This window comes from Methylophaga sp. UBA3192, assembly GCA_002363955.1.
GTDB lineage: Bacteria > Pseudomonadota > Gammaproteobacteria > Nitrosococcales > Methylophagaceae > Methylophaga.
The window spans coordinates 23,511-46,998 of sequence record DEXE01000003.1 but is presented as its reverse complement, the minus strand read 5'-3'; the positions used below and the strand labels follow the sequence as shown (position 1 = coordinate 46,998).

Genomic DNA, 23,488 nt, shown 5'->3' with positions numbered 1-23,488 from the left:
TGTACTCGGCATTATTGCGTTTGCATGGTGGTTTCCATTTGACTGACCCGACGTTTTTTAAATTCGCCATAACGCAACATCACACTGGGCAACACTAACAAAGTCAGCAAAGTTGACGAAATCAAACCTCCAATAATAATGGCAGCCATTGGCCCCATTATTTCGCGTCCCGGACTATCCGCGTTGATAGCAATCGGCAGCATCGCCAATGCAGTTACCAACGCTGTAATCAATATTGATGGCAGACGCTCAAGTGCACCTTGAATAGCTGTTTCCATGTTCCAGACTTTACCCTCATGTTCAATCAGGTGCTGGTAGTGTGACACCAGCATAATCGCATTACGCAGTGTGATACCAAACAGTGTGACAAATCCGACCAGCGAACCAATAGATAACACCCCACCGGTTAACCAGGCCGCCATCACACCTCCTAATAATGAAAAAGGCAGATTTAATAACACCAGCCAGGTATTCCGCACACTGCGCAGAGCCATAAACAGCAAAATCAACACAACCAGCCCGACCAGAACCGAGTGCACTAACAGATCCTTACGCGATTCGGCTTCAGCCACAGCGGTGCCGGTAAACTCAGGATAGGTATCCGCATCAAACTGTACCTGCTGATGCACACGTTGCTGTAATTCATTAAAGAAAGAACGTAAATCACGACCGCTGACATTGCAGGTGATGGTTTGCAGTCGTTGAGCACCATGGTGCAGAATCGCGTGACGACCTGAAACCTGCTGTACTTCGGCGACATCGCCTAACGTCAGCATACGATTATCCAGAGTACGCAACGGCAAACTTAATAAGTGATGTGGCTGTTCACGTAATTGCGGTGGCAGAACCACGTTAATATCAAATAGACGGTTCCCTTCGGCAATCTGACCCACTTTAATACCATCAAAGGCAGCTTTAATGTTTTGCATCACCGTCGCCGGTTGCAAGCCCCATTGGGGTAATTCTTCGAGTTTTATCCGCACTTGCAACTGAGGTTCGCCTGGTGGTGCACGTAACTGAATATCCGTTGCGCCCTCAATGTCTGCCATCACATCAGCCACTTCACGTGCTTTGTAATCCAGAGCATCAAGATCATTACCATAAATATTGACGACAACCGGCGAGGTATAGCCCGAGATAGTCTCATCGATACGCTCTGTCAGAAAGGTATTCACCTCAGAGCTGATCCCCGGGAATTCTTCAAGGATTTCGCGGATTTCATCCAAAATCGCCTGTTGTTCTGAACCTGACAGTGGCTCCAGATCCACTTCATATTCACTGTAATGGGTGCCAAAGGTATCGGCTCCCCGTTCTGCACGCCCGGCCCATTGTGAAGTCGCTCGCACGCCGGGTATAGCCGCCACACGCTGTTCTATTAAACCACCTATGCGTAATGATTCCTGCAACGAGGTTCCGGGCACACTGGCTGTATGAATAATGTAATGTCCTTCACGCAGCTCAGGTAAAAATCGTCCGCCGAAATAAGGCAGCAAACTGGCACCAGCCAAGCAAAAGATCAGTACGGATAACACCATCAGCTTGGGAAACTGGCAAGTGACCCGTAATATCTGCCCATAGCCGACTTGTAACCAGTGAATTAACGGTGGCTCGGTAGTGCGTGTGACGCCAATCCGGCTTAGCAAGACATGGCAAAGTGCTGGCGTAACAGTCAACGCAACGAATAAGGATGCCAGAATCGCCAGAATATACGCCTGTCCCAAAGGCTCGAACATTCGTCCCGCTACGCCGCCCAGTGTTAATAACGGCACAAATACCAGCATCACAATCAAACTGGCATAAACCACCGAACTACGCACCTCCATGGACGCTTCATAGACGATTTGAATAACGGGCCGTGGTTCTCTCAACACCGCATTTTCCCGCAGTCGCCGGAAGATATTCTCGGTATCAATAATGGCATCATCCACAACTTCGCCCAAGGCAATCGCCAGACCGCCCAACACCATGATATTGATATTGACGCCGAATTCGAGCAGCACGATTAATGCCGCAAATAATGACAACGGAATCGCTGTCATGGAAATTATCGCGGTGCGTAAATTAAACAGAAATAAAAACAGCACCAATAACACCAAACCGCCGCCCACCAGCAAATGATGTCGAATATTCGCCAGTGATGTTTGTATATAGTTGGCCGGGCGGAACAGATCCGCATGTAACTCAATACCATCGACCTCAAACCCATCCCGAAACTCGTTCAGAGCGGTTTCAACGCCTTGTGTCACAGCCAGCGTATTAGCCTTATATTGACCAATGACCATCAACACAATGCCAGCCTTGCCGCCAATGGCTGCACCACCGATTGCTGGAGCCGGACCATATTCAATTGTGGCAACGTCACCAAGATGTAATACCGATTGGCCCTGCTGACGAATGACCACATTCGCCATCGTTTCAGCACTCACCGGCTGGCCGATCACCTGAAGCATCATTCGCTGGTTGGCATTTTCAATAAACCCACTACCCTGCAATGCCGTAGCTTCGCGTGCTGCGGCAACGATATCTAATGGCGACAACTGATACATGGCAAGCTTCTGCGGATCCAGCTGAATTTGCATTTGCTTTTCAGCACCGCCGAATACGTTGATATCCGCCACACCATCTACAGCAAGCAATCTGGGTGTTAAGGTCCAGTCGACCATTTCCCGCAAACGCATGATGCTCTGTTGATCCGACGTTAAACCAATGGTCATAATCGTGCCGGAAGACGACTCAAGCGGCACCATCAAAGCGGGACCGACACCTTGCGGTAACTGGCCCTGTGCCGGCATCAACCGTTCTGAAACCAACTGACGGTTAAGATAAATATCGGTTTTGTCTTCAAAAGTAATAATGACAACAGATAAACCGGGAGTGGAGGCCGAACGCACAAACATGACATCCGGTAAGCCGCCCAATGCATTTTCAATCGGTTGGGTAACCAGCGTTTCCACCTGCTCGGCAGTAAACCCCGATGCTTCGGTCTGAATAATAACCTGCTTCGGTGCAAATTCAGGAAACACATCCAGACTGGCTTTATAAATTTGATAACAGCCATAACCAAGCATCAACACGGCTATAGCCAATACGACACCCCGTGCACGAACCGAAAAGGCAACCAAATGAGAGAGCATCCGTGTTCCTGTTATTTATCAAATAATGGTTTGTAGTGAATTCGATTAGTCATCATCATCGTCTTCATCATGGATTTGCCATTTAAACTCTTCCGACAACAATGTCTGAGCCCCTGAGGTGACGATAGCATCACCCGGATGAATCCCTCTTTGAAGATGAATACCCTCGACAGAATGAATGCCTTCCGCCAATGATATCCGCTGGAATCGTTCATCATTGATTCGCAGGTATGTCCACGGTTGTCCCGCGTACCAGATGACGGATTGATATGGGATCATCACACCTGATAATGCGTTATCGGAATTGGGCACCCATACCTGTAATCGGGCCCCTTCCCGCAACGATGAGGATTTATTCAGGAAATACCAGGTTTCACCACTTAATACCGGATCGGCCATAAAGGCAGCGGCCAATCGTTGCGCCTGCCCCACGTTATTTTCCTGATTGGTTTGTTGCCAACGAATGGTAGTCGCGCGCTGATTCAAGCTTTGATTCACCGGCAATATGACTTTTATAACGGTCTGCTCCCTTGCCATCAGCAGATTGAAATCTTCACCGCCCTTAATAATCCAGTCAGCAATGGGGGCTGGCCACTGCTGACGTATTTCGGCATGGCAGTTGTTGACCAGTTGCTGTTTTAACCCGGATTCGGCCTGAGCCACCAATAAATTGCTCTGGGCGAAATTAACCTCTTTTGATGCCACACTTCCCGTTGCCTGCTGTAATGTTTTCAGGCGTGAAAGCTCTTTGCTCATCCCCTGTTCATTCACCTGAGCAAGACGATGTTGCATTTCCGCCTCAACACAACGTGAACGGGCTAATTGTAAATCCTGTGTCGGAATAACCACGGCAGAGGCACGCATCTCTGGAGTATGGAAGCTTTCCATCAACGTCTGACTTTTGATAGAGGCCAATTCCTGGGCGGCTTCAGTTACCTCAACCGATAGCGCAAATTGATGATGCTGCTTCTCATCATCATTATCATCCCTATCCGGATTTTCAACCGTTCTGTTATCTGAAGGGACTGGCGAATCAAATAATGGCGAAAAAAAATAAACAGCCGAAGCTATCGCTAAAACACTGATGACCCACAATAAAATACGTTGGCTTGAATTCATTTTTATTTGCTGCCCCGATGCAAAACTGCCCGTCATTACAGCATGGCTGCATAAATGCCACAAGGACAACTTCCTGGGATGCTTAACATGACTTGACAGCAGGCACTCGGGCAGGTTTAATACCGCACCTTGTTGGCTCGATAGCTCAGTTGGTAGAGCAAGGGATTGAAAATCCCTGTGTCCCTGGTTCGATTCCAGGTCGAGCCACCATCGAATTCAAAGCCCGGTTTGCATTGCAAACCGGGCTTTTTTATTGGCTGCTATTCCTGCTTTGATAACTAACCACAGAGACACAGAGGGCACAGAGATTTAATAGAAGTTTATCCGCAGATTACGCAGATTTTCACAGATATTATAAAGCTGCTTTTATTGAGGTAGCTTTGAAGGCTGCTTGTGTTTGGGTATAAAAATTAACCACGGAGACACCGAAACCAATAAGCTCTTGTTAAATTGTTATTATAGGATCTGTTGATAGGCCGAAAAGCCCATCAATAAAGTCTTCAAAGTTTAATCTGCGTTCATCTGCGTAATCTGCGGATTACCTTTCCTCCTCATTGTTACTAGTGGTTTCAGCAACTTTAACTGCAAATATTAATCTCTGTGCACTCTGTGTCTCTGTGGTTAATTTAATTGTTAGCTTTAATATACATAGACAAAAACAGCCTTTGTTGTAAAAAAAACACACATTCGTGGCAAATTGACCAAATTCACATTTTTTTGTTGTAAAAGTGTTGCAAAGGTTTTTCAGATGTGGAAAATACAGTCTTAACCGCGAAACATTCCGGTTACGAGAGAAACTTAAAGTAATCTGTTAACAACTAGAAGGTGAACAGACATGAAAAAAACTACACTAGCTACATTAGTCGGCGCAGCAGCATTTGCAGCAGCCGGCGCAGCTAACGCGACAATCGTCGTTGGCGGCGAAAACGGATACGAATTCAGTGTTGACGGTAACATCAACCAATTCTTCGTACAATCAGATGCAGACGTTGCCGGTGGTGGCAGCAACGATAACAGCCGTGTTCGTAACGGTTTATTGCCAACATTCTTTGGCTTCAACGTTAAAGCTCCTGAAATCAATGGCTTGACAGTTGGTGCACGTGTTTCTATCTCTCCATCAACTAACGGTGGTAGCTACTTTAACGAAGGCCAGAACGGTTCAGCAATGGAGCAACGTGAAGCGTTTGCAACTGTTGATGGTGCTTTCGGTCAAGTAATGCTGGGTAAAGGCTTAGGTCTTTATGGCTCACACAACATTCTGTTAGACCAAACTTTATACGGCGTTGGTGCTGTTGTAGCTGGTAACTCGGATAATGGCCAAACAACTTTAGGTCGTATCGGTTACGGTTATGACTATGCCGACTGGCGTTCACAAATGCGTTGGACTTCAGTTGACATGGCTGGTTTCAAGGTTGCTTTAGCGGTTATGGATGCTGACGAAGTTGGCACTTTAGCTGGCGGAAGCGCAGAAAAAGATCCACGTTATGAAGCTGACTTGAGCTATGCAACTAACTTTGATGGCGGCATGTTTAAAGCTTGGTTGAGCGGCATGACTCAAAAAATTGATGGTGCTGGTGGCGATATCAAATCAAATGCATGGACATTAGGTGCAAACCTTGGTTTAGGCGGCTTTGACTTTGTTGCAGCTTATTATGACAACAAAGGTGTGGGCGACTTAGGTGGCCTTGCGTTTGGTTCTGCAACTGATGCTAATGGCAAAGAGCGTGATGGTGATGGTTATTACGTTCAAGCTGGCTACACTTTCGCTGGCGTAACAGCAGTTAAAGCATCTTATGGTGAGTCAACATTAGACCTGACTTCTGCTGAAAAAGCAGGCACGATTGCTACTTATGATATTGATAAACGTAGCATGTGGACTGTAGGTGTTTACCACGATGTGACTTCAAACCTGAAACTGGTTGCTGAATACTCGCAAATGGAAGATGAATTCCACAGCGGTGGCGAGTTAGATACTGACGTATTAGCTATCGGTGGTTTCATCAGCTGGTAAGCAGTTATTTTCTAAGCCTCCGGGTTTAGTTTAAAACTGATAAAAAGCCTCAACCTTCGGGTTGGGGCTTTTTTTTATTTTTATTTTCGACATTTTCTGAAACGGTAAGCTGCGTTAAGCTAAGTTGATTATGTTAATAACTACGTTAAGAGGTATGTATGTCTGACAGCAGTATTACTGTTTTACCGTTTATTCAGGCTATCAAAGACACTATAAACAATCATGCCGATGAAATTGCTCATTTAGATCAGGCTATTGGAGATGGTGATCATCTGATTAATCTGCAACGTGGAGTTGATGCATTGCTGAATAACAGTGATGCGTTGAAACAACTGGATTTTTCAGCAGCGTTAAGCAAAATTGGTATGACACTGATGTCGACCATGGGCGGCGCATCAGGATCATTGTTTGGATCCATGTTTGTGACGATGGGCAAAACAGCCAAGGATAAACAAATTGATTCGCAAACCGTCAGCGATATTTTTACTGCCGGAGTGGAATCCATTAAAGCCCGAGGAAAAGCGGGTATGGGTGAAAAAACCATGCTGGATACATTAATTCCAGCATCATCAAGCCTGCAACAAAGCATTAGCAACGGAGTGGAATTATCGGTTGCTCTGGAAGATATGAAAAAAGCTGCGATAGATGGGATGGAGTCGACTAAGGATATGCTCGCCACCAAAGGCCGCGCATCATTTCTGGGTGAACGCGCCCGTGGTCATATCGATGCCGGTGCCCGCACCAGCCAGCTGATGTTGTGTGCTATTGCTGATTGCATAATTGAAAAGTAACCACAAAGGGCACAGAGGTTTAGTAGACATTTATCCGCAGATTACGCAGATTAAGAACTAATCTTTTGTGTTGCAAACTAGTTGCCCCAAAATTGAGTAATAGTGCTTTTTGCAATTGCGAGGCTTTTAGGTAATTAATCACTTGGGCTTCCTCTAACCCTGACAGTTTTTGAAGTGCTTTAAGCTCAATAATCAATGACTTGAAACAAACAAAATCAGCTTTATAAAAAGTTTTAAGTTGTTGCCCTCGATAGTAAATTGGTAGCGACATTTCTCTTACATAGTCTATGCATCTGTCTTTAAATTCAATCTCCAGTGCTTCCTGATAAACAGACTCTAAGAACCCCGGACCTAATGCAGAGTGAACTCTCATTGCTGCACCAATAATTTCGTATGTTTGCATATCCTTTTGCATAATCTGCGTAATCTGCGGTTGACTAAATAAAAATTCAAACCACAGCGACATCCATGTCGATTAATTAAAAATTAACAGCCCCAACGAAGTGCTGCGGTATGAACAGGGGCATCCCATAAGGCAGTCATTTCTTCATCCAGTAAGGTCAATGTCACTGAGCAACCAGCCATATCGAGAGATGTTGTGTAGTTCCCCACTAACGAGCGTTTAATTTCAACACCCTTTTCTTCCCAGAATTTTGCCGCCAGATCGAACACCAGATAAAGCTCCATCAAAGGTGTGGCACCAAAACCATTTACATGCAGTAAAACCTGCTGCCCTTCTTGAGGCTGTAATTCTTTATCTATTGCAGCTGTGACATGCTTCACGAGTTCTTCTGCCGAAGCCATGGTCATCGGTTCACGCCCTCTTTCACCATGAATACCCACGCCCATTTCAATTTCGTCTTCACTGATTTCAAATGTAGGACGCCCCGCAGCGGGTACGGTACAACTGCTTAAGGCAAAACCCATTGAGGCTGTATTATCAGCAACACGATCACCCAGCGCTTTACACCGGGACAGATCGTAACCCTGTTCTGCCGCGGCACCGACAATTTTTTCAACAATCAAGGTGCCCGCAACCCCGCGGCGACCGGTACTATGTGCTTCGGGTAAAGACACGTCGTCTTTTACCAGTACCGTCTCATGCTGACATTCCAGCATTTCAGCGGCAATTTCAAAGTTCATTACATCGCCAGCATAGTTTTTGACAATGAATAACACACCAGCACCATTTTCTACTGATTCGGCAGCAGCCAGCATCTGATCAGGGGTTGGTGAGGTAAAGATTTGTCCAGGACAGGCCGCATCCAACATGCCATTCCCTACGAGCCCGGTGTGAAGCGGTTCGTGTCCTGAACCACCACCGGAAATCAGTGCAACTTTTGGTTTTTCTGACAAAGTTAAACGACGGACAAATGCGGGTTGTTGCTGCAGATAAACAATATCCTGATGCGCTTTGGCAAAGCCGTTAAGGCTTTCCTCAAGCACTTTATCAACATGGTTCATTATTTTTTTCATTATCTCAATCTCCTGATTATCAGAGCTGTTTTAATATTGTCGTGATTTCCTGAATATCCTTAAATATCCAGTCGGGGCGATAATCAATATCCGCCAGATCGGCTTCCGATGACACTCCGGTTAACACCATAATGCTGCGCATACCGGCGTTAACGGCACCTAATATATCGGTATTTAATCTATCGCCAATCGCAACCGTGTTATGTTTATTTGTACCGAGAATTTCAAAAGCCTGCTGATACAGAATGGGTTCGGGCTTACCAATCACTATAGGTTCGACACCCGTTACCGCTGTTAAAGCGGCCAGTACACCACCATTTCCCATAACCTCGCCAAGTTCGGTGGGTAAGGTAGTATCTGCATTGGTGGCATAAAACTCAGCTCCGGCACGTATATTTAACGTTGCTGTGGCCAGCTTATCCCATGTCAGTTTCCTGTCTAAACCTGACACCACTATATCCGCCCAGATATTCTCAGTGTTGGATTGCGGATCAGCTGGGTAGTAAGTTGATGTAACTTCGAACCCTTGCTGCTGAAGCGGCTCAATTAACCCCGACTCGCCGATAACAAATACCCTCTTTTTTGAAGCCGGCAAGGTTTCTTTGAGATAACGCGCCGTGGCCATACTGGAAGTCAGAATCTCTTTTTCTGATACTGCTACCCCCATATCAGCCAGTTTATTGAGATATTGCTGTTGCGTAAGACTTGCATTATTTGTCGCAAGCACGAAAGGAATCTCAACGTAGCGCAGAATAGAAAAAAATTCCGTTAACCCCGGCAGCGGCATATTGCCATGCCATAACACACCATCCATATCGATGATGAATCCACTCAGGTTGTTGATTGTCTGCATGATTACCTGCTTATTAAATAATGTTAAGTTAACTGAACCGGCAAAAAGCGTCGCATAGAACAAAATAGACTGTCCAGTAATGAATGATCGCGAAAATCGTGTAAAAGCCGGAAAAATTGACATAAATGAACGTTGTGCTTTATAGTCTGCGAGCGTATTTTCAACGTATAACTACAAACTAAATCAATTATTAGGAGCATGTCAGCATGGCAAAAGCACTTATCCAAATGGCTCTGGATTCTCTGGACTTCGATCAAACTCTCGCATTGGCAGAACAAGTTGCCCCTTATGTCGATATCCTGGAAGTCGGTACACCTTGCATTAAGTATAATGGCTTGGAAATCGTCACTGCCCTGAAAACCAAATTCCCTAACAACCTGATCCTGGTTGACCTGAAAACTATGGATGCTGGTGAATATGAATCAACACCTTTCTATGAAGCGGGTGCTGATATTTGTACTGTTCTGGGCGTATCTGACAAAGCAACTATGGGCGGCGTTATCAAAGCAGCCAATGCTAACAATGCAGAAGCTCAAATTGACTTGATCAGCGTTAAAGACAAAAAAGCTGTTGCAACTGAAGCCGCTAAAAACGGTGCGCAAATCATCGGTGTTCACACTGGTTTGGATGCACAGGCAGCTGGTCAAACACCATTTGCTGATCTGCAAGCAATCGCTTCATTGAATCTGGGTGTACGCATTTCTGTTGCTGGTGGTCTGAACAAAGACACCATCCAGAAAACAATTCAAGCTGGCGCAACAATTGTTGTCGTTGGTGCTGCAATCTACGGTGCACCATCTCCAGCAGAATCTGCTAAAGAACTGCGCGCATTGGTTGATGCTGCGTAAGCAGAACAAACAGTAGCATGAATAAAAACGAGTGGCCCAGTGCCACTCGTTTTTTTTAAGCTTAACTGACTCATCCGGATTCCACTGTGCCAGTTCTGCCAGCATAACTTATTGACCATGCAGATAAATTGGTCTAAAACAGCAGAGCATGATTATAATCATTGATCTGCAATCCAGCTGGCTTGCCACACAGAATCTAAAATAGTAATTTACCCGTTGCACCAACCTCATCATGTTGGGCAGATGGGGTTAAGAACGTAACAGGGGTATACTCATGAGTGATAAAGGTTTTTTTGCTTCAATCTGCAGCTTTTTCAAAGGATTGTTCTCGTCTGACAACGATAGTTGTTGCAAACCTGAATCGAAAGCAGCTGCGTCAGCACCAACTAAAGCGAATGATGGTTTAACTGGTGTAGAGCGTTACATCCGTGCTCAATCAAACGGTGGTTCATCGTTAACTGGTGTCGAAAAATATATTCGCAACCAATTAGCAACAAATAAACCCATGACTGGTGTTGAAAAATATATTCGCAGCAAAGCCAATGCAGCACCTTTAACAGGTGTTGAGCGTTATATTCGCAGCAAAGCTTAAATAGCCTTTATTACGAATTTACTACCCCACCATTGGGTATCCAATGGTGGGTTGCTCGCGGTTTTTAACCGTAAACAGATTTTGTGATACTAAAAATTATTAAGCTCAATAGCTCTACAAACTAACTCAAGAAGGTAAGAAAATGGCGAATTTACTTGATCAATTAAAGCAAATGACCGTCGTTGTTGCTGATACGGGTGATATTCAAGCAATTGAAAAATACACTCCACGTGATGCAACAACTAATCCATCATTGATTACTGCTGCGGCGCAAATGCCACAATATCAAGGTATCGTTGACGATACATTGAAAGCAGCCCGTCAATCTTTGGGTGCGGATGCACCGGCATCTGAAGTTGTCTCTCTGGCTTTTGACCGTTTAGCCGTTTCATTTGGTCTGAAAATTCTGGAAATCATTCCGGGTCGTGTTTCTACAGAAGTTGATGCACGTCTGTCTTACGACACTGAAGCGACTATTGCCAAAGGCCGTGATCTGATTGCGCAATATGAAGCCGCTGGTGTTTCACGTGATCGTATTCTGATCAAAATTGCCTCAACCTGGGAAGGTATTCAGGCAGCAGCAGTACTGGAAAAAGAAGGTATTCATTGTAACCTGACGTTGTTGTTTGGTCTGCACCAAGCAGTTGCATGTGCGGAAAATGGCATTACACTGATTTCTCCATTTGTTGGACGTATCCTTGACTGGTATAAAAAAGATACCGGCCGTGATTCTTATCCTTCAAACGAAGATCCAGGTGTCTTGTCTGTTACTGAAATCTACAGCTACTACAAAAAATTTGGCTATAACACCGAAGTCATGGGCGCAAGTTTCCGTAACGTAGGTGAAATTACTGAATTGGCGGGCGTTGACCTGCTGACAATCTCTCCAGCATTGCTGGATGAGTTACAAAACACAGAAGGCACTCTGGAACGTAAACTTTCTCCAGAAGTTGCTGCAAAATCTGATGTTGCAAAACTGAATTTGGATAAAGCCACTTTCGATGCCATGCACGCTGAAAACCGCATGGCGGCAGAAAAACTGTCTGAAGGTATTGATGGCTTTGCCAAAGCACTGGAATCACTGGAAGAACTGCTGGCTACACGTCTGGCAAATCTGGAAAGCTAATTATTTATTAGCAATCTGCTGTCAGGTTGCGGCTTAATTGTCGCGACCTGATTCAACAGATTTTGGCTCAATTGACTTGCCGCCAAATTCTGAACTATAGTCCCGCTCGCACTATGAAGCGTGGCAATAATTTTTATTAAAATTTTAGGAGTAAAATAACATGGCTGAAATTCAAATGGCTCTGGATTCATTGGATTTTGACGCAACTATGGCGCTGGCTGAACAAGTCGCTCCTTACGTCGATATTCTGGAAATCGGTACACCTTGCATCAAGTACAACGGTCTGAAACTGGTTAAAGCTCTGAAAGCTGCCCACCCGGACAAAAAAATCCTGGTTGACCTGAAAACTATGGATGCTGGTGAATACGAAGCAACTCCTTTCTTTGAAGCTGGTGGTGATATCACTACTGTATTGGGTGCTTCTGATATGGCTACCATGAAAGGCGTTATTAAAGCTGCAAACGCTAACAATGCTGAAGCTCAAATCGATTTAATCGGTGTTGAAGATAAAACTGCTGTAGCTAAAGAAGCTGCTGCTAACGGCGCGCACATCATCGGTGTTCACACTGGTCTGGACGCACAAGCTGCTGGTCAAACTCCATTCGAAGATCTGAAAACCATCGCTGGTCTGGGTCTGAATGTTAAAGTTTCTGTTGCTGGTGGTATCAACAAAGACACTATCCAAAGCACCGTTCGTGCTGGCGCGGATATCGTTGTTGTTGGTGCGGCTATCTACGGTGCACCTTCTCCAGCAGAATCTGCTAAAGAATTACGTGCTTTGGTTGACGCAGCATAAAGGATTAGAAATATGACAATGCATCGTGATCTAGTTGTAAACAAAATCACTGATATCCTGAAAGCGACTGACAGTTCCCTTGAAGCTGAATTTGTTGCTATGTGTGATGATGCCAAACGCATCTTTATCACTGGCGCAGGTCGTTCAAGACTGGTTGGTAACTTCCTGGGTATGAGATTGATGCATAGTGGTTATACCGTGTATGTGCAGGGCGAAATCAGCACACCAAGTATCCGTGAAGGCGATTTGTTAATCGTTATTTCGGGTTCTGGTGAGACAACACAGCTGGTTTCATTTGCCAACAAAGCTAAATCTGAGAAAGCTAAAGTGGTTTTGATCTGTTCAAAATCCAGCTCGACGATTGGCGATTTGGCCGATAAAACCATTCAAATTGGTACTGATTCAAGCTTTGCTCCAACAAAAGGCATGCCGATGGGTACCATGTTTGAACTGTCTACGTTGATTTTCCTGGAAGCTATTGTTTCTCATCTTATTCATGAGAAAGGTATTCCTGAAGAGGAAATGAAATACAGACACGCTAATATGGAATAATCACTTTTTCTATTCTGTAATTTAAGAACGGGCAATCTTCGGGTTGCCCGTTTTTTTATGCCTGTCATTCCACCGCCCGGATGACCTTTTTTCAAGATCGAGACTGAGTAGAGCAAGGAAGATCAATATGAGCTGATAGAGCAACTCAGCGCAAAACGGTATAATGTTCTGCTATCTGAATTAAACCGGTTTTGAGATTTATGTCCGCCAAAACACTTTATGACAAATTATGGGATCAACATGTTGTTCGCAGTGAACAGGATGGTACCGCGTTAATTTATATTGACCGCCACCTGGTCCACGAAGTGACCTCCCCGCAGGCTTTTGAGGGGTTACGCCTGGCGGGAAGAATTCCATATCGTTTGAATTCGATTCTGGCGACACCAGATCATAATGTGCCAACAAGTCATCGGGAACGGGGTATTTCAGACCCAATATCACGATTGCAGGTTGAAACCCTTGATCAAAATTGCGCACAATTTGGTATTACTGAATTTGGCTTGAATGATTTACGTCAGGGAATTGTGCATGTTGTCGGGCCTGAACAGGGTGCGACACTTCCGGGAATGACTGTCGTATGTGGTGACTCGCATACGTCAACGCATGGCGCTTTTGGTGCATTAGCCTTCGGTATCGGCACCTCAGAAGTTGAGCATGTTATGGCAACCCAATGTCTGATCCAACGCAAATCCAAAAATATGCTGGTCAACGTCGAAGGTCATGTCAATCCCGGTATTACCGCAAAAGATATTGTGCTGGCCATTATAGGTAAAATCGGTACTGCTGGCGGTACAGGTTATGCCATTGAGTTTGCTGGAGAAGCTATTCAGGACTTATCCATGGAAGGCCGGATGACTGTTTGTAATATGACGATCGAGGCTGGTGCGCGTGCCGGTATGATTGCTGTGGATGACACGACCATTGATTATTTACGTGATCGTCCGTTTGCCCCAACAGGTGAAAACTGGGATAAAGCGGTAAAAGCCTGGCATGAATTACACAGTGATGCAGATGCACATTTTGATAAAGTCGTGACTCTCGATGCCAGCAAAATCAAACCACAAGTCACATGGGGCACGTCCCCCGAAATGGTCGTGCCTGTTGATGCCAGAATTCCCGATCCTGATGCGGAAAATGATGCAGTAAAACGTAATGGCATGTTAAAAGCATTGAAGTACATGGGATTAAATGCCAATCAGCCGATTCAGGACATCCGTCTGGACCGCGTTTTCATTGGTTCTTGTACCAATTCACGTATTGAAGATCTTCGGGAAGCTGCAGCTGCGATTAAGGGTGGGAAAGTTGCCGAGACTGTCAAACAGGCGATGGTAGTTCCCGGTTCAGGTTTAGTCAAACAACAGGCTGAGCAGGAAGGTCTGGACAAAGTTTTTGTTGAGGCCGGATTTGAATGGCGCGACCCAGGTTGTTCCATGTGTCTGGCAATGAATGCTGATCGTCTGGAAGCCGGCGAGCATTGTGCCTCAACTTCTAATCGTAACTTTGAAGGCCGACAAGGTCAGGGCGGTCGTACCCACCTAGTGAGTCCGGCAATGGCTGCAGCAGCGGCTATAGCTGGTCACTTCGTTGATATCACCGCCCATTAATGACAACCAACTATCAAGCTGCTGAGGCCGAACTCAGCACTTTGCGCGATTTCCTGCGTTGGACGACTTCGCGTTTTGAAGAAGCCAGGTTATTTTTTGGTCATGGCAATAACGATGCGTTTAATGAAGCGACTCAACTTGTTCTGCACAGTCTTAAACTTCCAGTAACCGAGTTACCCGAAATATTTCTGGATGCCAGACTCTGTAGTGATGAAAAACAGATTTTGCTCAATCTGGTCAAACGCAGAGTTGAGGAACGTGTACCAGTCCCCTATCTGACGCATGAAGCATGGTTTGCAGGGTTGCCATTTTATGTTGATGAACGCGTTCTGATTCCCCGTTCACCCTTTGCTGAGTTAATTGAAAGCCAATTTTCGCCCTGGTTACTGGATGTCGAGGGTGTAGAACGCATTCTGGATATGTGTACCGGCAGTGCCTGTATTGCGATCGCTTTGGCGATGGCATTTGAAGGCGCAGAAGTAGATGCTGTGGATATCAGCGAAGAAGCTTTGGCCGTCGCCCAGATAAATAAAAATAAACATTTGCTCGGAGATGAGCTAACAATTATCCAATCGGATTTGTGGTCTGAATTGGAGCGTTCGCGGCAATATGATTTGATTGTCAGTAATCCACCTTATGTTGGTGATTTTGAAATGGCCAGCCTGCCAGCTGAATATCATCATGAACCGGTTGATGCGTTGCAGGCTGAAGATAACGGGCTTGCTCTGGTTGAACAGATCATTATTGGAGCAGCTAAGTTTCTAACACCACACGGCTTGTTGTTTGTTGAAGTGGGCAATAGCGATCTGGCAGTAGATGAGAGATGGCCGGAAACCCATTTTTTGTGGCTGGAATTAGAACAAGGCGGCCATGGAATCTTTATGCTGACTCACAAACAGTGTGTTGAGTTTGCATCCGTTCATTCCTGAGTTTCGCTAACGGTTTTCTCTGACTCTGCCTGATAAATCCGCACACAGTTCCGCCCTGCCATTTTTGCCTGATACATTGCGCGATCAGCCATTTCAAACAGGCTATTTAAGGTGTCTTGTTTATCATGGCGGAGGATCGCCACACCCACGCTGATAGTAATGCTGATGCTGGCGGGTTTGAATCTGGTTAAACGTTTCTGCATACGCTGCATCAGGGCTGAAGCGGCCTGCTCGTCACATCCTGGCAAGAGCAGGACAAACTCTTCACCGGACCAGCGGGCAATCATATCGACATCACGCACATGGCGTTTTAACCAATTGCCCAGTTCTGCCAATAAATTATCACCCCGCACAAAACCATGCTGCTCATTAATCGCCCGGAAATGATCCAGGTCGATGACGGCCATCGCCAAATCACGCTTGAAACGATAAGCTTCGCTTAAATATTTACCCGCAAACTCCCGTAACGCATGACGATTAAATAACTGTGTCAATTCATCCAGCATTGCCAGACTGCATAATGAATTCTGCTGCGCTCTCAGTTCACGAAAATTCTGGTAACTGGTAATGTGATTAAACACCCGTTGACGCAATTCTTCGCGAACAATCGGTTTGGAGACAAAATCATTGACGCCAAGGTGGAATAACTCGATTTTGCGTGACACATTATCAAAGCCTGAAGTCGCTATGATCGGCACATTGCCATAATCCTCCCGCAATCGGCGGATCTTTCTGACCAGTGTAATGCCACTCATACTGCCTTCCAGCATGATATCTGTGATCACCAGCTCATAGTCTCCGCCACTGAAAGCATCCCATGCTTCCTCTGCAAAGGTATAGGCATCAACATCCAGCCCCATATCGGTCAGTAAATCGATAATAATGGTTTGCAATACCCGGGAATCTTCAATGAACAATACCCGGCCGGATAATTGGCGGGTTTCCCGTTGTGCCAGACGTTGCACATAAATACCCAGTTCGGCTTCATCATGTTTGCTGAAAATATCAGTAGCGCCAGCCAGAAGGGCCTGTTTCAGCGTCCGGGCGTTGTCACTTTCCGTCATGACCAGCACAGCAGCATAATCATAACCATTAATAGCCCGTAATTGACCACAGAATTCACTGCCGGCAATATCAGACAGATCATCACTGCAGCAGACTAATCGATATCGTGTTTGCTGAGCATGCTCCAGCCCCTGATACCCCGTTTCAGCAATATCGACTTCAAATCCGGCTGCCGACAATAGCGCGCGGGCTTTATTTCTAAATTCAGTAGAAGCGTCTACTACTAATGCATTGAGTTTTTGCACTTAGCCAATCCTTTTATCTAATGTGCATTCTGCCTGTTGCTGAACATTAACAGCAAGCTTTCCCTGACAGAATTTGTTGCGTAAAACTTGTACGAAGGTAAAAACCACATGGATGATGCAATTCAACCTCACCGTCATGGCCGACTTGACGGGTAGTCACCCGACTATGTGCAGCCTTGGGACGAATCTGCAGATAACGTCCTAGTCTCGCGGTAACACCACCTTCAGCAATCATGATTTCCATCAACTCTTCCCAATCCTGGTGCAGCACAGTTTCCTGATGCTCTGAAGGTTGCCACAAAATTGCCTGCCCGATATATCGCTCCTCAAGTGGAATAGAATTCTCTGCCTCGAGCGGTAACCATAAAACCTTACTCAGTTTACGACGCAACCAGCATGTCTGCCAATGGGTTTCTGCCACTGCCCGTGGATTCACCGTGCAGACATAAGTGGATTCTTTTGGTTCACCCTTGCTATTTAACGGGATAGTTTTTAATTCAATACCTAAAGCCACGAAGTCCGGTTCAGCCTGATTGCCGGCATCTGCCCCCAGAATACGTTCCAACAGATTGCCCAGCCAGCCTTTATGTCGTCGCAAATCAGCAGGTACAGGCAGATTATACTGTTGCGCCAGCTGGGCAACTGTTTTGCCCGTAATGAGCTCACAACGCCGCAGCAATTCTTCTTCTGACAGTGGCGCTGTAACGGGAAGCATTAATTGGTCAATATCCTCGGGCATGGGTGACATGATAATCTAGTACGTTTAAATCTGCTTGGGGCGATTCCGGTGAAAGCGCTGACTATTAAACATCTGAATAAAACCTATCGCAATGGTCTGGAAGCGCTCAAAGATATCAACCTGACTGTAGAAGAAGGTGATTTTTTTGCACTGCTCGGACCAAATGGCGCTGGCAAGTCTACGACCATCAGTATATTAACCTCGTTGGTGACAAAAACCAGCGGGGCGGTAAAAATCTTTGATGCCGATCTGGACACTCAAACCGAACTCGCTAAAAGTTATATCGGGCTGGTGCCGCAGGAATTTAATTTTAATGGTTTTGAGCAGGTCAAACATATTCTGGTCACACAGGCCGGTTACTATGGTGTGCCTGCCAAACAGGCCGAACCCCGAGCCGATGCCTTGCTTAAACAACTGGGCTTATGGGAAAAACGACATACCGCCTCACGCTCATTATCTGGCGGCATGAAGCGCCGGCTGATGATTGCCAGAGCCCTGGTTCATAATCCCCGACTCCTCATACTGGATGAGCCAACAGCTGGTGTAGATATTGAACTGCGTCGCTCTATGTGGGTATTTTTACGCGAAATCAATCAACGTGGTACCACTATCATCCTGACCACGCATTATCTTGAGGAGGCCGAAAACCTGTGTCGTAATATCGCCATTATCGATAAAGGCCGCATCGTTGAAAATACCGATATGAAATCGTTATTAAACCGTCTGGATAAAGAGACGTTTGTGCTCGATTTACTTGAACCACTGACAGATAACAATTTACTGCAAGGAATTGAATATCATCAGGTGGACCCGACGACCATTGAAGTAGAGCTGCATCGACATGAAGGACTGAATGGTTTGTTCAGTGTATTGACAGAACGGGGCATAAAAGTGGGAAGCATGAAAAATAAGGTAAATCGTCTTGAAGAATTATTCTTAACCCTGGTTGAGCGTCCGGAGTCTGTCGAATGAATCATCGTCGTCAGCACCATTGGATCGCATTTTCAACATTAGTAACACGGGAAATCAGACGTTTTTTGCGGATTTGGGCGCAAACGCTGTTACCGCCAGCGATCACCATGACCTTGTATTTTATTATTTTCGGTAACCTGATTGGCACCCGAATTGGTGAAATGGATGGCTTCAGCTATATGGAATACATCGCCCCCGGGATCATCATGATGGCGATCATTAACAATGCTTATTCCAATGTGGCTTCGTCTTTTTTCAGTGCAAAATTTCAGAACCATATTGAAGAACTGATGGTGTCACCGGTTCCCAATTACATCATTCTCGCAGGCTATGTCGTCGGTGGTGCCGCGCGTGGATTGTGTGTTGGACTGATAGTCACTTTAGTGTCATTATTTTTTACTAAACTCACCATACAACATATTGGCATCACCATCAGCATGGTGTTTCTCAGCGCGATCATGTTTGCATTGGGCGGCTTCATTAATGCACTTTATGCTCGCAGCTTTGATGAAATCTCGATTATTCCAACCTTTATCCTGACCCCCCTCACCTATCTGGGTGGGGTGTTTTATTCGATTTCGCTGCTACCGGAATTCTGGCAGAACGTTTCCATGTTGAATCCGGTGTTGTATATGGTCAACGCGTTCCGTTATGGCTTATTGGGCGTCTCGGATATTCCCGTAGTCGCTGCTTTTGCCATCATCCTGCTGTTTATCGCTGCCCTGACCACTTATGCGTTGTATCTGCTGCATAAAGGTACTGGCTTGAGGAATTGATTTTTTATTAACCACAGAGACACAGAGAGCACAGAGTTTTTATTATTGATATATCCGCAGATTACGCAGATTTTCGCAGATGATTCACCAGCGATTTAGTAATTTGGTTTTAGGCAAAGATTATCCTAAAGGTATATCTCTGAATATGTAACGCATACTTATAACATCGTATCTGCAATACATTTCTAACTTAAAAAAACATCTTTTAATCTGCGTGCATCTGCGTAATCTGCGGATGCTTTTGTGAAAGCTTGAAAAAAGAAGCAACCATTGGAATATCAACCAAGCTAACATTCTTTAATATCCCCACCATCTATAAAAACTCTGTGATCTCTGTGTCTCTGTGGTTAATTTTTTTAAACTCGGTCAATCAATTTAAGCGCATCGCGAACAACTTCAATCCCGGCGCCAGGTAAATGGGCATTCTCACTTAAGTGCCGCCGCCAGCGACGCGCCCCTGGTAAGCCCTGAAACAAACCCAGCATATGACGGGTTATCGATTTTAAGGGTCTCCCCTCTTTCATGCGCATTTCAATATACGGCAGCATCAATTCAACTATTTCATGCTGACTCGGGATTGATCGATCATCATTAAAAATCCGTTTGTCCGCCTCGGCCAGAAGATAGGGCTGATGATAAAGCGCACGCCCCATCATGACACCATCCACCTGTTGCAGATGTTTTTCAGCTTCATCCAGCGTATGGATTCCCCCATTGATATCCAGATGCAAATCTGCAAATTCCTGCTTGATTTGATACACCTTTTCATATTCAAGTGGCGGAATATCCCGATTTTCTTTAGGACTTAACCCTTTTAGCCAGGCTTTGCGGGCATGCAGAATCAATGCGTCCACCTCAGCCTGACAAACTGACTCAACAAATTCTTTTAGGAATTCATAGCTATCACTCTCATCAATACCTAAGCGGGTTTTTACCGTAATGGGGATATCGACGGCCTGTTTCATTGCTGTCACGCATTCAGCAACCAGTCTGGGTTCAGCCATCAGACAGGCACCAAACCGGCCATTTTGCACCCGATCGCTTGGACAGCCCACATTTAGATTTATCTCCTGATAACCCGCTTCGGCACCTAATATGGCACATTTTGCCAGTTCAGCAGGCTCACTACCGCCTAACTGTAACGCCATGGGATATTCCAGTTCATCATGTGCCAGAAAACGTTGATAATCTCCATGCAATAACGCACCTGTTGTCACCATTTCGGTATATAACATAGTGTGTCTGGAAATGAGCCGGCATAGATAACGGAAGTCGCGATCAGTCCAATCCAGCATGGGGGCCAGCGATAACCGGTGAGCGAATTTAATATTGGCTGTCAGAGTCATAATAAAACCTGTTTAATCCGACATTTTCGCAAATCAGCCGCTAAAATGCCCAGTTAATATGCTTTTTAAGTCATGCGATGAGTATCATTAAGATTAACGATCTATCCGTTGAAGTTGTTCGAAGCCCGCGCAGAAAGTCTCTGGCTATCAAAATCCAGGATGGTAACGTGACGGTGCATTTACCCAAACTCATGCCCTTATGGCTGGCCAAGCAGTTTGTAATGCGCAAACAACATTGGATTCAGGATAAATTGCGGCATTACCAGCAACGTCCGCCAGAAAGGCAATTCATCGACGGTGAATTGCAGCCATTTATGGGCGAACACTATCCTTTACATATCATTCATGAGTCCCAGCGCCAACGATTACATGTTCAGTTTGATCAACAGAAATTTCTCATTATGGCTCCAGACAGTGCTTCATCAATACAAATAAGGCAGGCCTTAGCGAGGTGGTACAGACACCAGGCAGAAGCATTACTGACTGCCCGCGTAAAACAACTTGCTAAGCATACCGGCCTGCAGCCCAATCAGGTTCAGATCAAAAGCTATAAATCCCGCTGGGGCAGCTGTAATATCCGAGGAGATATTCAGCTTAACTGGCAACTGGTTCAGGCCACAAAGCCCATCAGTGATTACGTCATCATTCACGAGCTGTGTCATCTGCAACAGCACAATCATTCGAAAGCTTTTTGGCAGTTGGTGGAACAATTCGACCCGAATTACCGTCAACATCGTGGTTGGCTGAAAAATCATGGGCATCAGCTAGTTATATGAGCATTAGTCCTTAACTTGTAATTTTTCGAATATGAATTAATATATGCCCCATTGAATGAGGAACGCTGCGACAGAGGAAGCTCTGCTAGGCTTATTCAATGTCACATTTTCAAAACGGCGTTCATTATTAACAGGTCACTGATAGTAATGGGCGTTTCATCCGAACTTTACCCATAGTCCGACTATCATTACCTTATTTGAATTTTAATAATGAGGAAGTTGTCTATGAGTAATGCTTATCTTTTTACCTCTGAATCGGTTTCAGAAGGTCATCCAGATAAAGTAGCAGACCAAATTTCCGACGCTGTTTTAGATGCCATCCTGACAAAAGATCCCCACGCCCGTGTTGCCTGTGAAACTCTCATTAAAACCGGTGTTGCCATTGTTGCCGGAGAAATTTCAACCAGCGCCTGGGTGGATTTGGAAGATATCGTCCGTAAAACCATAACGGATATCGGTTATAACAGTTCTGACGTCGGTTTTGATGGTCAAACATGTGGCGTGATGTCTGTTATCGGGAAACAATCCGGTGATATCGCCATGGGCGTTGATCGTGAGACAGAAGAAGATCAGGGTGCAGGTGATCAGGGCTTGATGTTCGGTTATGCCAGTAACGAAACGGAAGTGTTAATGCCCGCCCCTATTACTTACGCTCATCGTTTGGTCAAACGTCAGGCAGAAGTGCGTAAGAGTGGTGAACTCACATGGTTACGGCCTGATGCTAAAAGTCAGGTGACCTTTATTTATGAGGATGGTGTTCCTGTCGGTATCGATGCGGTGGTGTTATCGACTCAGCATAACCCTGAAATCAGCCAGGCCGATCTCAAAGAAGCAGTAATGGAACTGATTATCAAAAAAACGCTTCCCGCTGAATGGCTGACCAAAAACACGCAATATCATATTAATCCGACCGGACAATTTATTATCGGTGGGCCGGTCGGCGATTGCGGCCTGACCGGGCGTAAAATTATTGTCGATACCTACGGTGGTATGGCGCGTCATGGCGGTGGTGCGTTTTCCGGTAAAGATCCTTCCAAAGTGGATCGCAGCGCGGCCTATGCAGGACGCTATGTTGCAAAAAACATTGTTGCAGCAGGCCTTGCTGACCGGTGTGAGATACAGGTGTCTTACGCGATTGGTGTCGCACAGCCAACATCTATCAGTGTCGATACATTCGGTACCGGCAAAATTGCTGAAGATAAACTTGTCGAATTAGTTCGCGAGCATTTTGATCTGCGCCCGGTTGGCCTTATCAAAATGTTGGGTTTAGTCCGGCCTATTTATCAGCAAACTGCCGCATACGGTCATTTTGGACGTGAAGAAGCTGACTTCAGCTGGGAACGAACCGATCTTGCTCCCGTCTTACGTGAAGCAGCAAAAATCAACTAACACAGGAATTTATCATGCAATCAGCAGTAGAAAACTTGACACCGGATTACAAAGTTGCCGATATCAGTCTGGCAAAATGGGGCCATCAGGAAATTAAAATTGCCGAAAGCGAAATGCCCGGTCTGATGGCGTTACGCGAAGAATATGCCGGTCAAGCCCCTTTAAAAGGCGCCCGTATTGCCGGTTGTCTGCATATGACCATCCAAACAGCCGTTTTGATCGAAACCCTGGTCGAATTAGGTGCTGAAGTACGCTGGTCATCATGCAATATCTTTTCAACTCAGGATCACGCTGCAGCGGCGATTGCCGATCAGGGTATTCCGGTTTTTGCCTGGAAAGGTGAAACCGA

Annotated in this window: 22 protein-coding genes, 1 tRNA gene and 1 riboswitch; of the genes, 15 read left to right on the top strand and 8 right to left on the bottom strand. The window is 45.5% G+C overall.

Going from position 1 to position 23,488, the window contains the following annotated elements:
• Positions 1–11: 11 nt before the first annotated feature.
• Both B2337_RS01750 and B2337_RS01745 read right to left on the bottom strand, forming a co-directional pair.
• Entirely contained in the window at positions 12–3,134 is a 3,123-nt protein-coding gene (locus tag B2337_RS01750) for an efflux RND transporter permease subunit (RefSeq protein ID WP_292414553.1), read from the bottom strand.
• A 45-nt stretch (positions 3,135–3,179) separates the two neighbouring features.
• The gene (locus tag B2337_RS01745; RefSeq protein ID WP_292414554.1) at positions 3,180–4,253 is read right to left on the bottom strand and encodes a hypothetical protein; all 1,074 of its coding nucleotides are present in this window, start codon (positions 4,251–4,253) and stop codon (positions 3,180–3,182) included.
• Positions 4,254–4,387: 134 nt separating this feature from the next.
• Between B2337_RS01745 and B2337_RS01740 the strand changes: the two genes are divergently transcribed.
• The 3 genes from B2337_RS01740 (at position 4,388) to dhaL (ending at position 7,055) form a co-directional block, all read left to right on the top strand.
• Positions 4,388–4,463: transfer RNA gene (locus tag B2337_RS01740), tRNA-Phe, on the top strand.
• A 625-nt stretch (positions 4,464–5,088) separates the two neighbouring features.
• Positions 5,089–6,264 carry a porin gene (locus B2337_RS01735; RefSeq protein ID WP_292361954.1) on the top strand — a complete coding sequence of 392 codons (1,176 nt, stop codon included), beginning with the start codon at positions 5,089–5,091 and terminating at the stop codon, positions 6,262–6,264.
• A gap of 158 nt (positions 6,265–6,422) precedes the next feature.
• Positions 6,423–7,055 carry a dihydroxyacetone kinase subunit DhaL gene (dhaL, locus tag B2337_RS01730; protein WP_292414555.1) on the top strand — a complete coding sequence of 211 codons (633 nt, stop codon included), beginning with the start codon at positions 6,423–6,425 and terminating at the stop codon, positions 7,053–7,055.
• A 19-nt stretch (positions 7,056–7,074) separates the two neighbouring features.
• On the opposite strand, the gene B2337_RS01725 is transcribed toward dhaL, so the two are convergent.
• The 3 genes from B2337_RS01725 to B2337_RS01715 form a co-directional block, all read right to left on the bottom strand.
• Positions 7,075–7,458: a GxxExxY protein gene (locus B2337_RS01725; protein ID WP_292414556.1), complete on the bottom strand. Its 384-nt coding sequence runs from the start codon at positions 7,456–7,458 to the stop codon at positions 7,075–7,077.
• Between the two features lie 83 nt (positions 7,459–7,541).
• Entirely contained in the window at positions 7,542–8,531 is a 990-nt protein-coding gene (gene dhaK / locus B2337_RS01720) for a dihydroxyacetone kinase subunit DhaK (RefSeq protein ID WP_292414557.1), read from the bottom strand.
• Between the two features lie 19 nt (positions 8,532–8,550).
• Positions 8,551–9,384 carry an HAD-IIA family hydrolase gene (locus tag B2337_RS01715; protein WP_292414558.1) on the bottom strand — a complete coding sequence of 278 codons (834 nt, stop codon included), beginning with the start codon at positions 9,382–9,384 and terminating at the stop codon, positions 8,551–8,553.
• Positions 9,385–9,590: 206 nt separating this feature from the next.
• Between B2337_RS01715 and hxlA (B2337_RS01710) the strand changes: the two genes are divergently transcribed.
• From hxlA (B2337_RS01710) to prmB, 7 genes are all read left to right on the top strand, one after another.
• Positions 9,591–10,232 carry a 3-hexulose-6-phosphate synthase gene (gene hxlA, locus B2337_RS01710; RefSeq protein ID WP_292361949.1) on the top strand — a complete coding sequence of 214 codons (642 nt, stop codon included), beginning with the start codon at positions 9,591–9,593 and terminating at the stop codon, positions 10,230–10,232.
• A 274-nt stretch (positions 10,233–10,506) separates the two neighbouring features.
• Positions 10,507–10,824, top strand: a complete 318-nt coding sequence (locus tag B2337_RS01705) for a hypothetical protein (protein ID WP_292361948.1) — start codon at positions 10,507–10,509, stop codon at positions 10,822–10,824.
• A 142-nt stretch (positions 10,825–10,966) separates the two neighbouring features.
• Complete coding sequence (locus tag B2337_RS01700; protein WP_292356641.1) at positions 10,967–11,950, top strand: transaldolase; 984 nt, start codon at positions 10,967–10,969, stop codon at positions 11,948–11,950.
• A gap of 160 nt (positions 11,951–12,110) precedes the next feature.
• Positions 12,111–12,746, top strand: coding sequence for a 3-hexulose-6-phosphate synthase (hxlA, locus tag B2337_RS01695; protein ID WP_292361947.1), 636 nt, complete (start codon positions 12,111–12,113; stop codon positions 12,744–12,746).
• Between the two features lie 12 nt (positions 12,747–12,758).
• Positions 12,759–13,298: a 6-phospho-3-hexuloisomerase gene (gene hxlB / locus B2337_RS01690; RefSeq protein ID WP_292361946.1), complete on the top strand. Its 540-nt coding sequence runs from the start codon at positions 12,759–12,761 to the stop codon at positions 13,296–13,298.
• 200 nt (positions 13,299–13,498) lie between these two features.
• The gene (gene leuC / locus B2337_RS01685; protein ID WP_292361945.1) at positions 13,499–14,902 is read left to right on the top strand and encodes a 3-isopropylmalate dehydratase large subunit; all 1,404 of its coding nucleotides are present in this window, start codon (positions 13,499–13,501) and stop codon (positions 14,900–14,902) included.
• The gene (gene prmB / locus B2337_RS01680) at positions 14,902–15,831 is read left to right on the top strand and encodes a 50S ribosomal protein L3 N(5)-glutamine methyltransferase (protein WP_292414441.1); all 930 of its coding nucleotides are present in this window, start codon (positions 14,902–14,904) and stop codon (positions 15,829–15,831) included. Before leuC ends, prmB begins: the two co-directional genes overlap by 1 nt.
• On the opposite strand, the gene B2337_RS01675 is transcribed toward prmB, so the two are convergent.
• Both B2337_RS01675 and mutH read right to left on the bottom strand, forming a co-directional pair.
• Complete coding sequence (locus B2337_RS01675) at positions 15,822–17,141, bottom strand: diguanylate cyclase domain-containing protein (protein WP_292361943.1); 1,320 nt, start codon at positions 17,139–17,141, stop codon at positions 15,822–15,824. The genes prmB and B2337_RS01675 overlap by 10 nt on opposite strands.
• A gap of 46 nt (positions 17,142–17,187) precedes the next feature.
• On the bottom strand, positions 17,188–17,889 hold the full coding sequence (gene mutH, locus B2337_RS01670; protein ID WP_292361942.1) for a DNA mismatch repair endonuclease MutH: 702 nt from the start codon (positions 17,887–17,889) through the stop codon (positions 17,188–17,190).
• A gap of 39 nt (positions 17,890–17,928) precedes the next feature.
• On the opposite strand from mutH, the gene B2337_RS01665 reads away from it, so the two are divergent.
• Positions 17,929–18,852 (top strand): ABC transporter ATP-binding protein, encoded by a 924-nt coding sequence (locus tag B2337_RS01665; RefSeq protein WP_292361941.1) that lies wholly within the window; start codon positions 17,929–17,931, stop codon positions 18,850–18,852.
• Positions 18,849–19,628: an ABC transporter permease gene (locus B2337_RS01660; protein WP_292361940.1), complete on the top strand. Its 780-nt coding sequence runs from the start codon at positions 18,849–18,851 to the stop codon at positions 19,626–19,628. Before B2337_RS01665 ends, B2337_RS01660 begins: the two co-directional genes overlap by 4 nt.
• 356 nt (positions 19,629–19,984) lie before the next feature.
• Here the strand turns inward: B2337_RS01660 and dusA are convergent, their stop codons facing one another.
• Positions 19,985–20,974: a tRNA dihydrouridine(20/20a) synthase DusA gene (gene dusA / locus B2337_RS01655; protein WP_292414442.1), complete on the bottom strand. Its 990-nt coding sequence runs from the start codon at positions 20,972–20,974 to the stop codon at positions 19,985–19,987.
• A gap of 77 nt (positions 20,975–21,051) precedes the next feature.
• Here dusA and B2337_RS01650 point away from each other — a divergent pair, with 77 nt between their 5' ends.
• The 3 genes from B2337_RS01650 to B2337_RS01640 all read left to right on the top strand — a co-directional run.
• Positions 21,052–21,750, top strand: coding sequence for a M48 family metallopeptidase (locus tag B2337_RS01650; RefSeq protein ID WP_292414443.1), 699 nt, complete (start codon positions 21,052–21,054; stop codon positions 21,748–21,750).
• A gap of 51 nt (positions 21,751–21,801) precedes the next feature.
• A riboswitch (S-adenosyl-L-homocysteine riboswitch) is annotated at positions 21,802–21,880 on the top strand.
• A gap of 95 nt (positions 21,881–21,975) precedes the next feature.
• Positions 21,976–23,139: a methionine adenosyltransferase gene (metK, locus tag B2337_RS01645; RefSeq protein WP_292414444.1), complete on the top strand. Its 1,164-nt coding sequence runs from the start codon at positions 21,976–21,978 to the stop codon at positions 23,137–23,139.
• Positions 23,140–23,153: 14 nt separating this feature from the next.
• The coding region (locus B2337_RS01640) for an adenosylhomocysteinase (RefSeq protein ID WP_292742483.1) at positions 23,154–23,488 on the top strand (335 nt) is incomplete at its 3' end.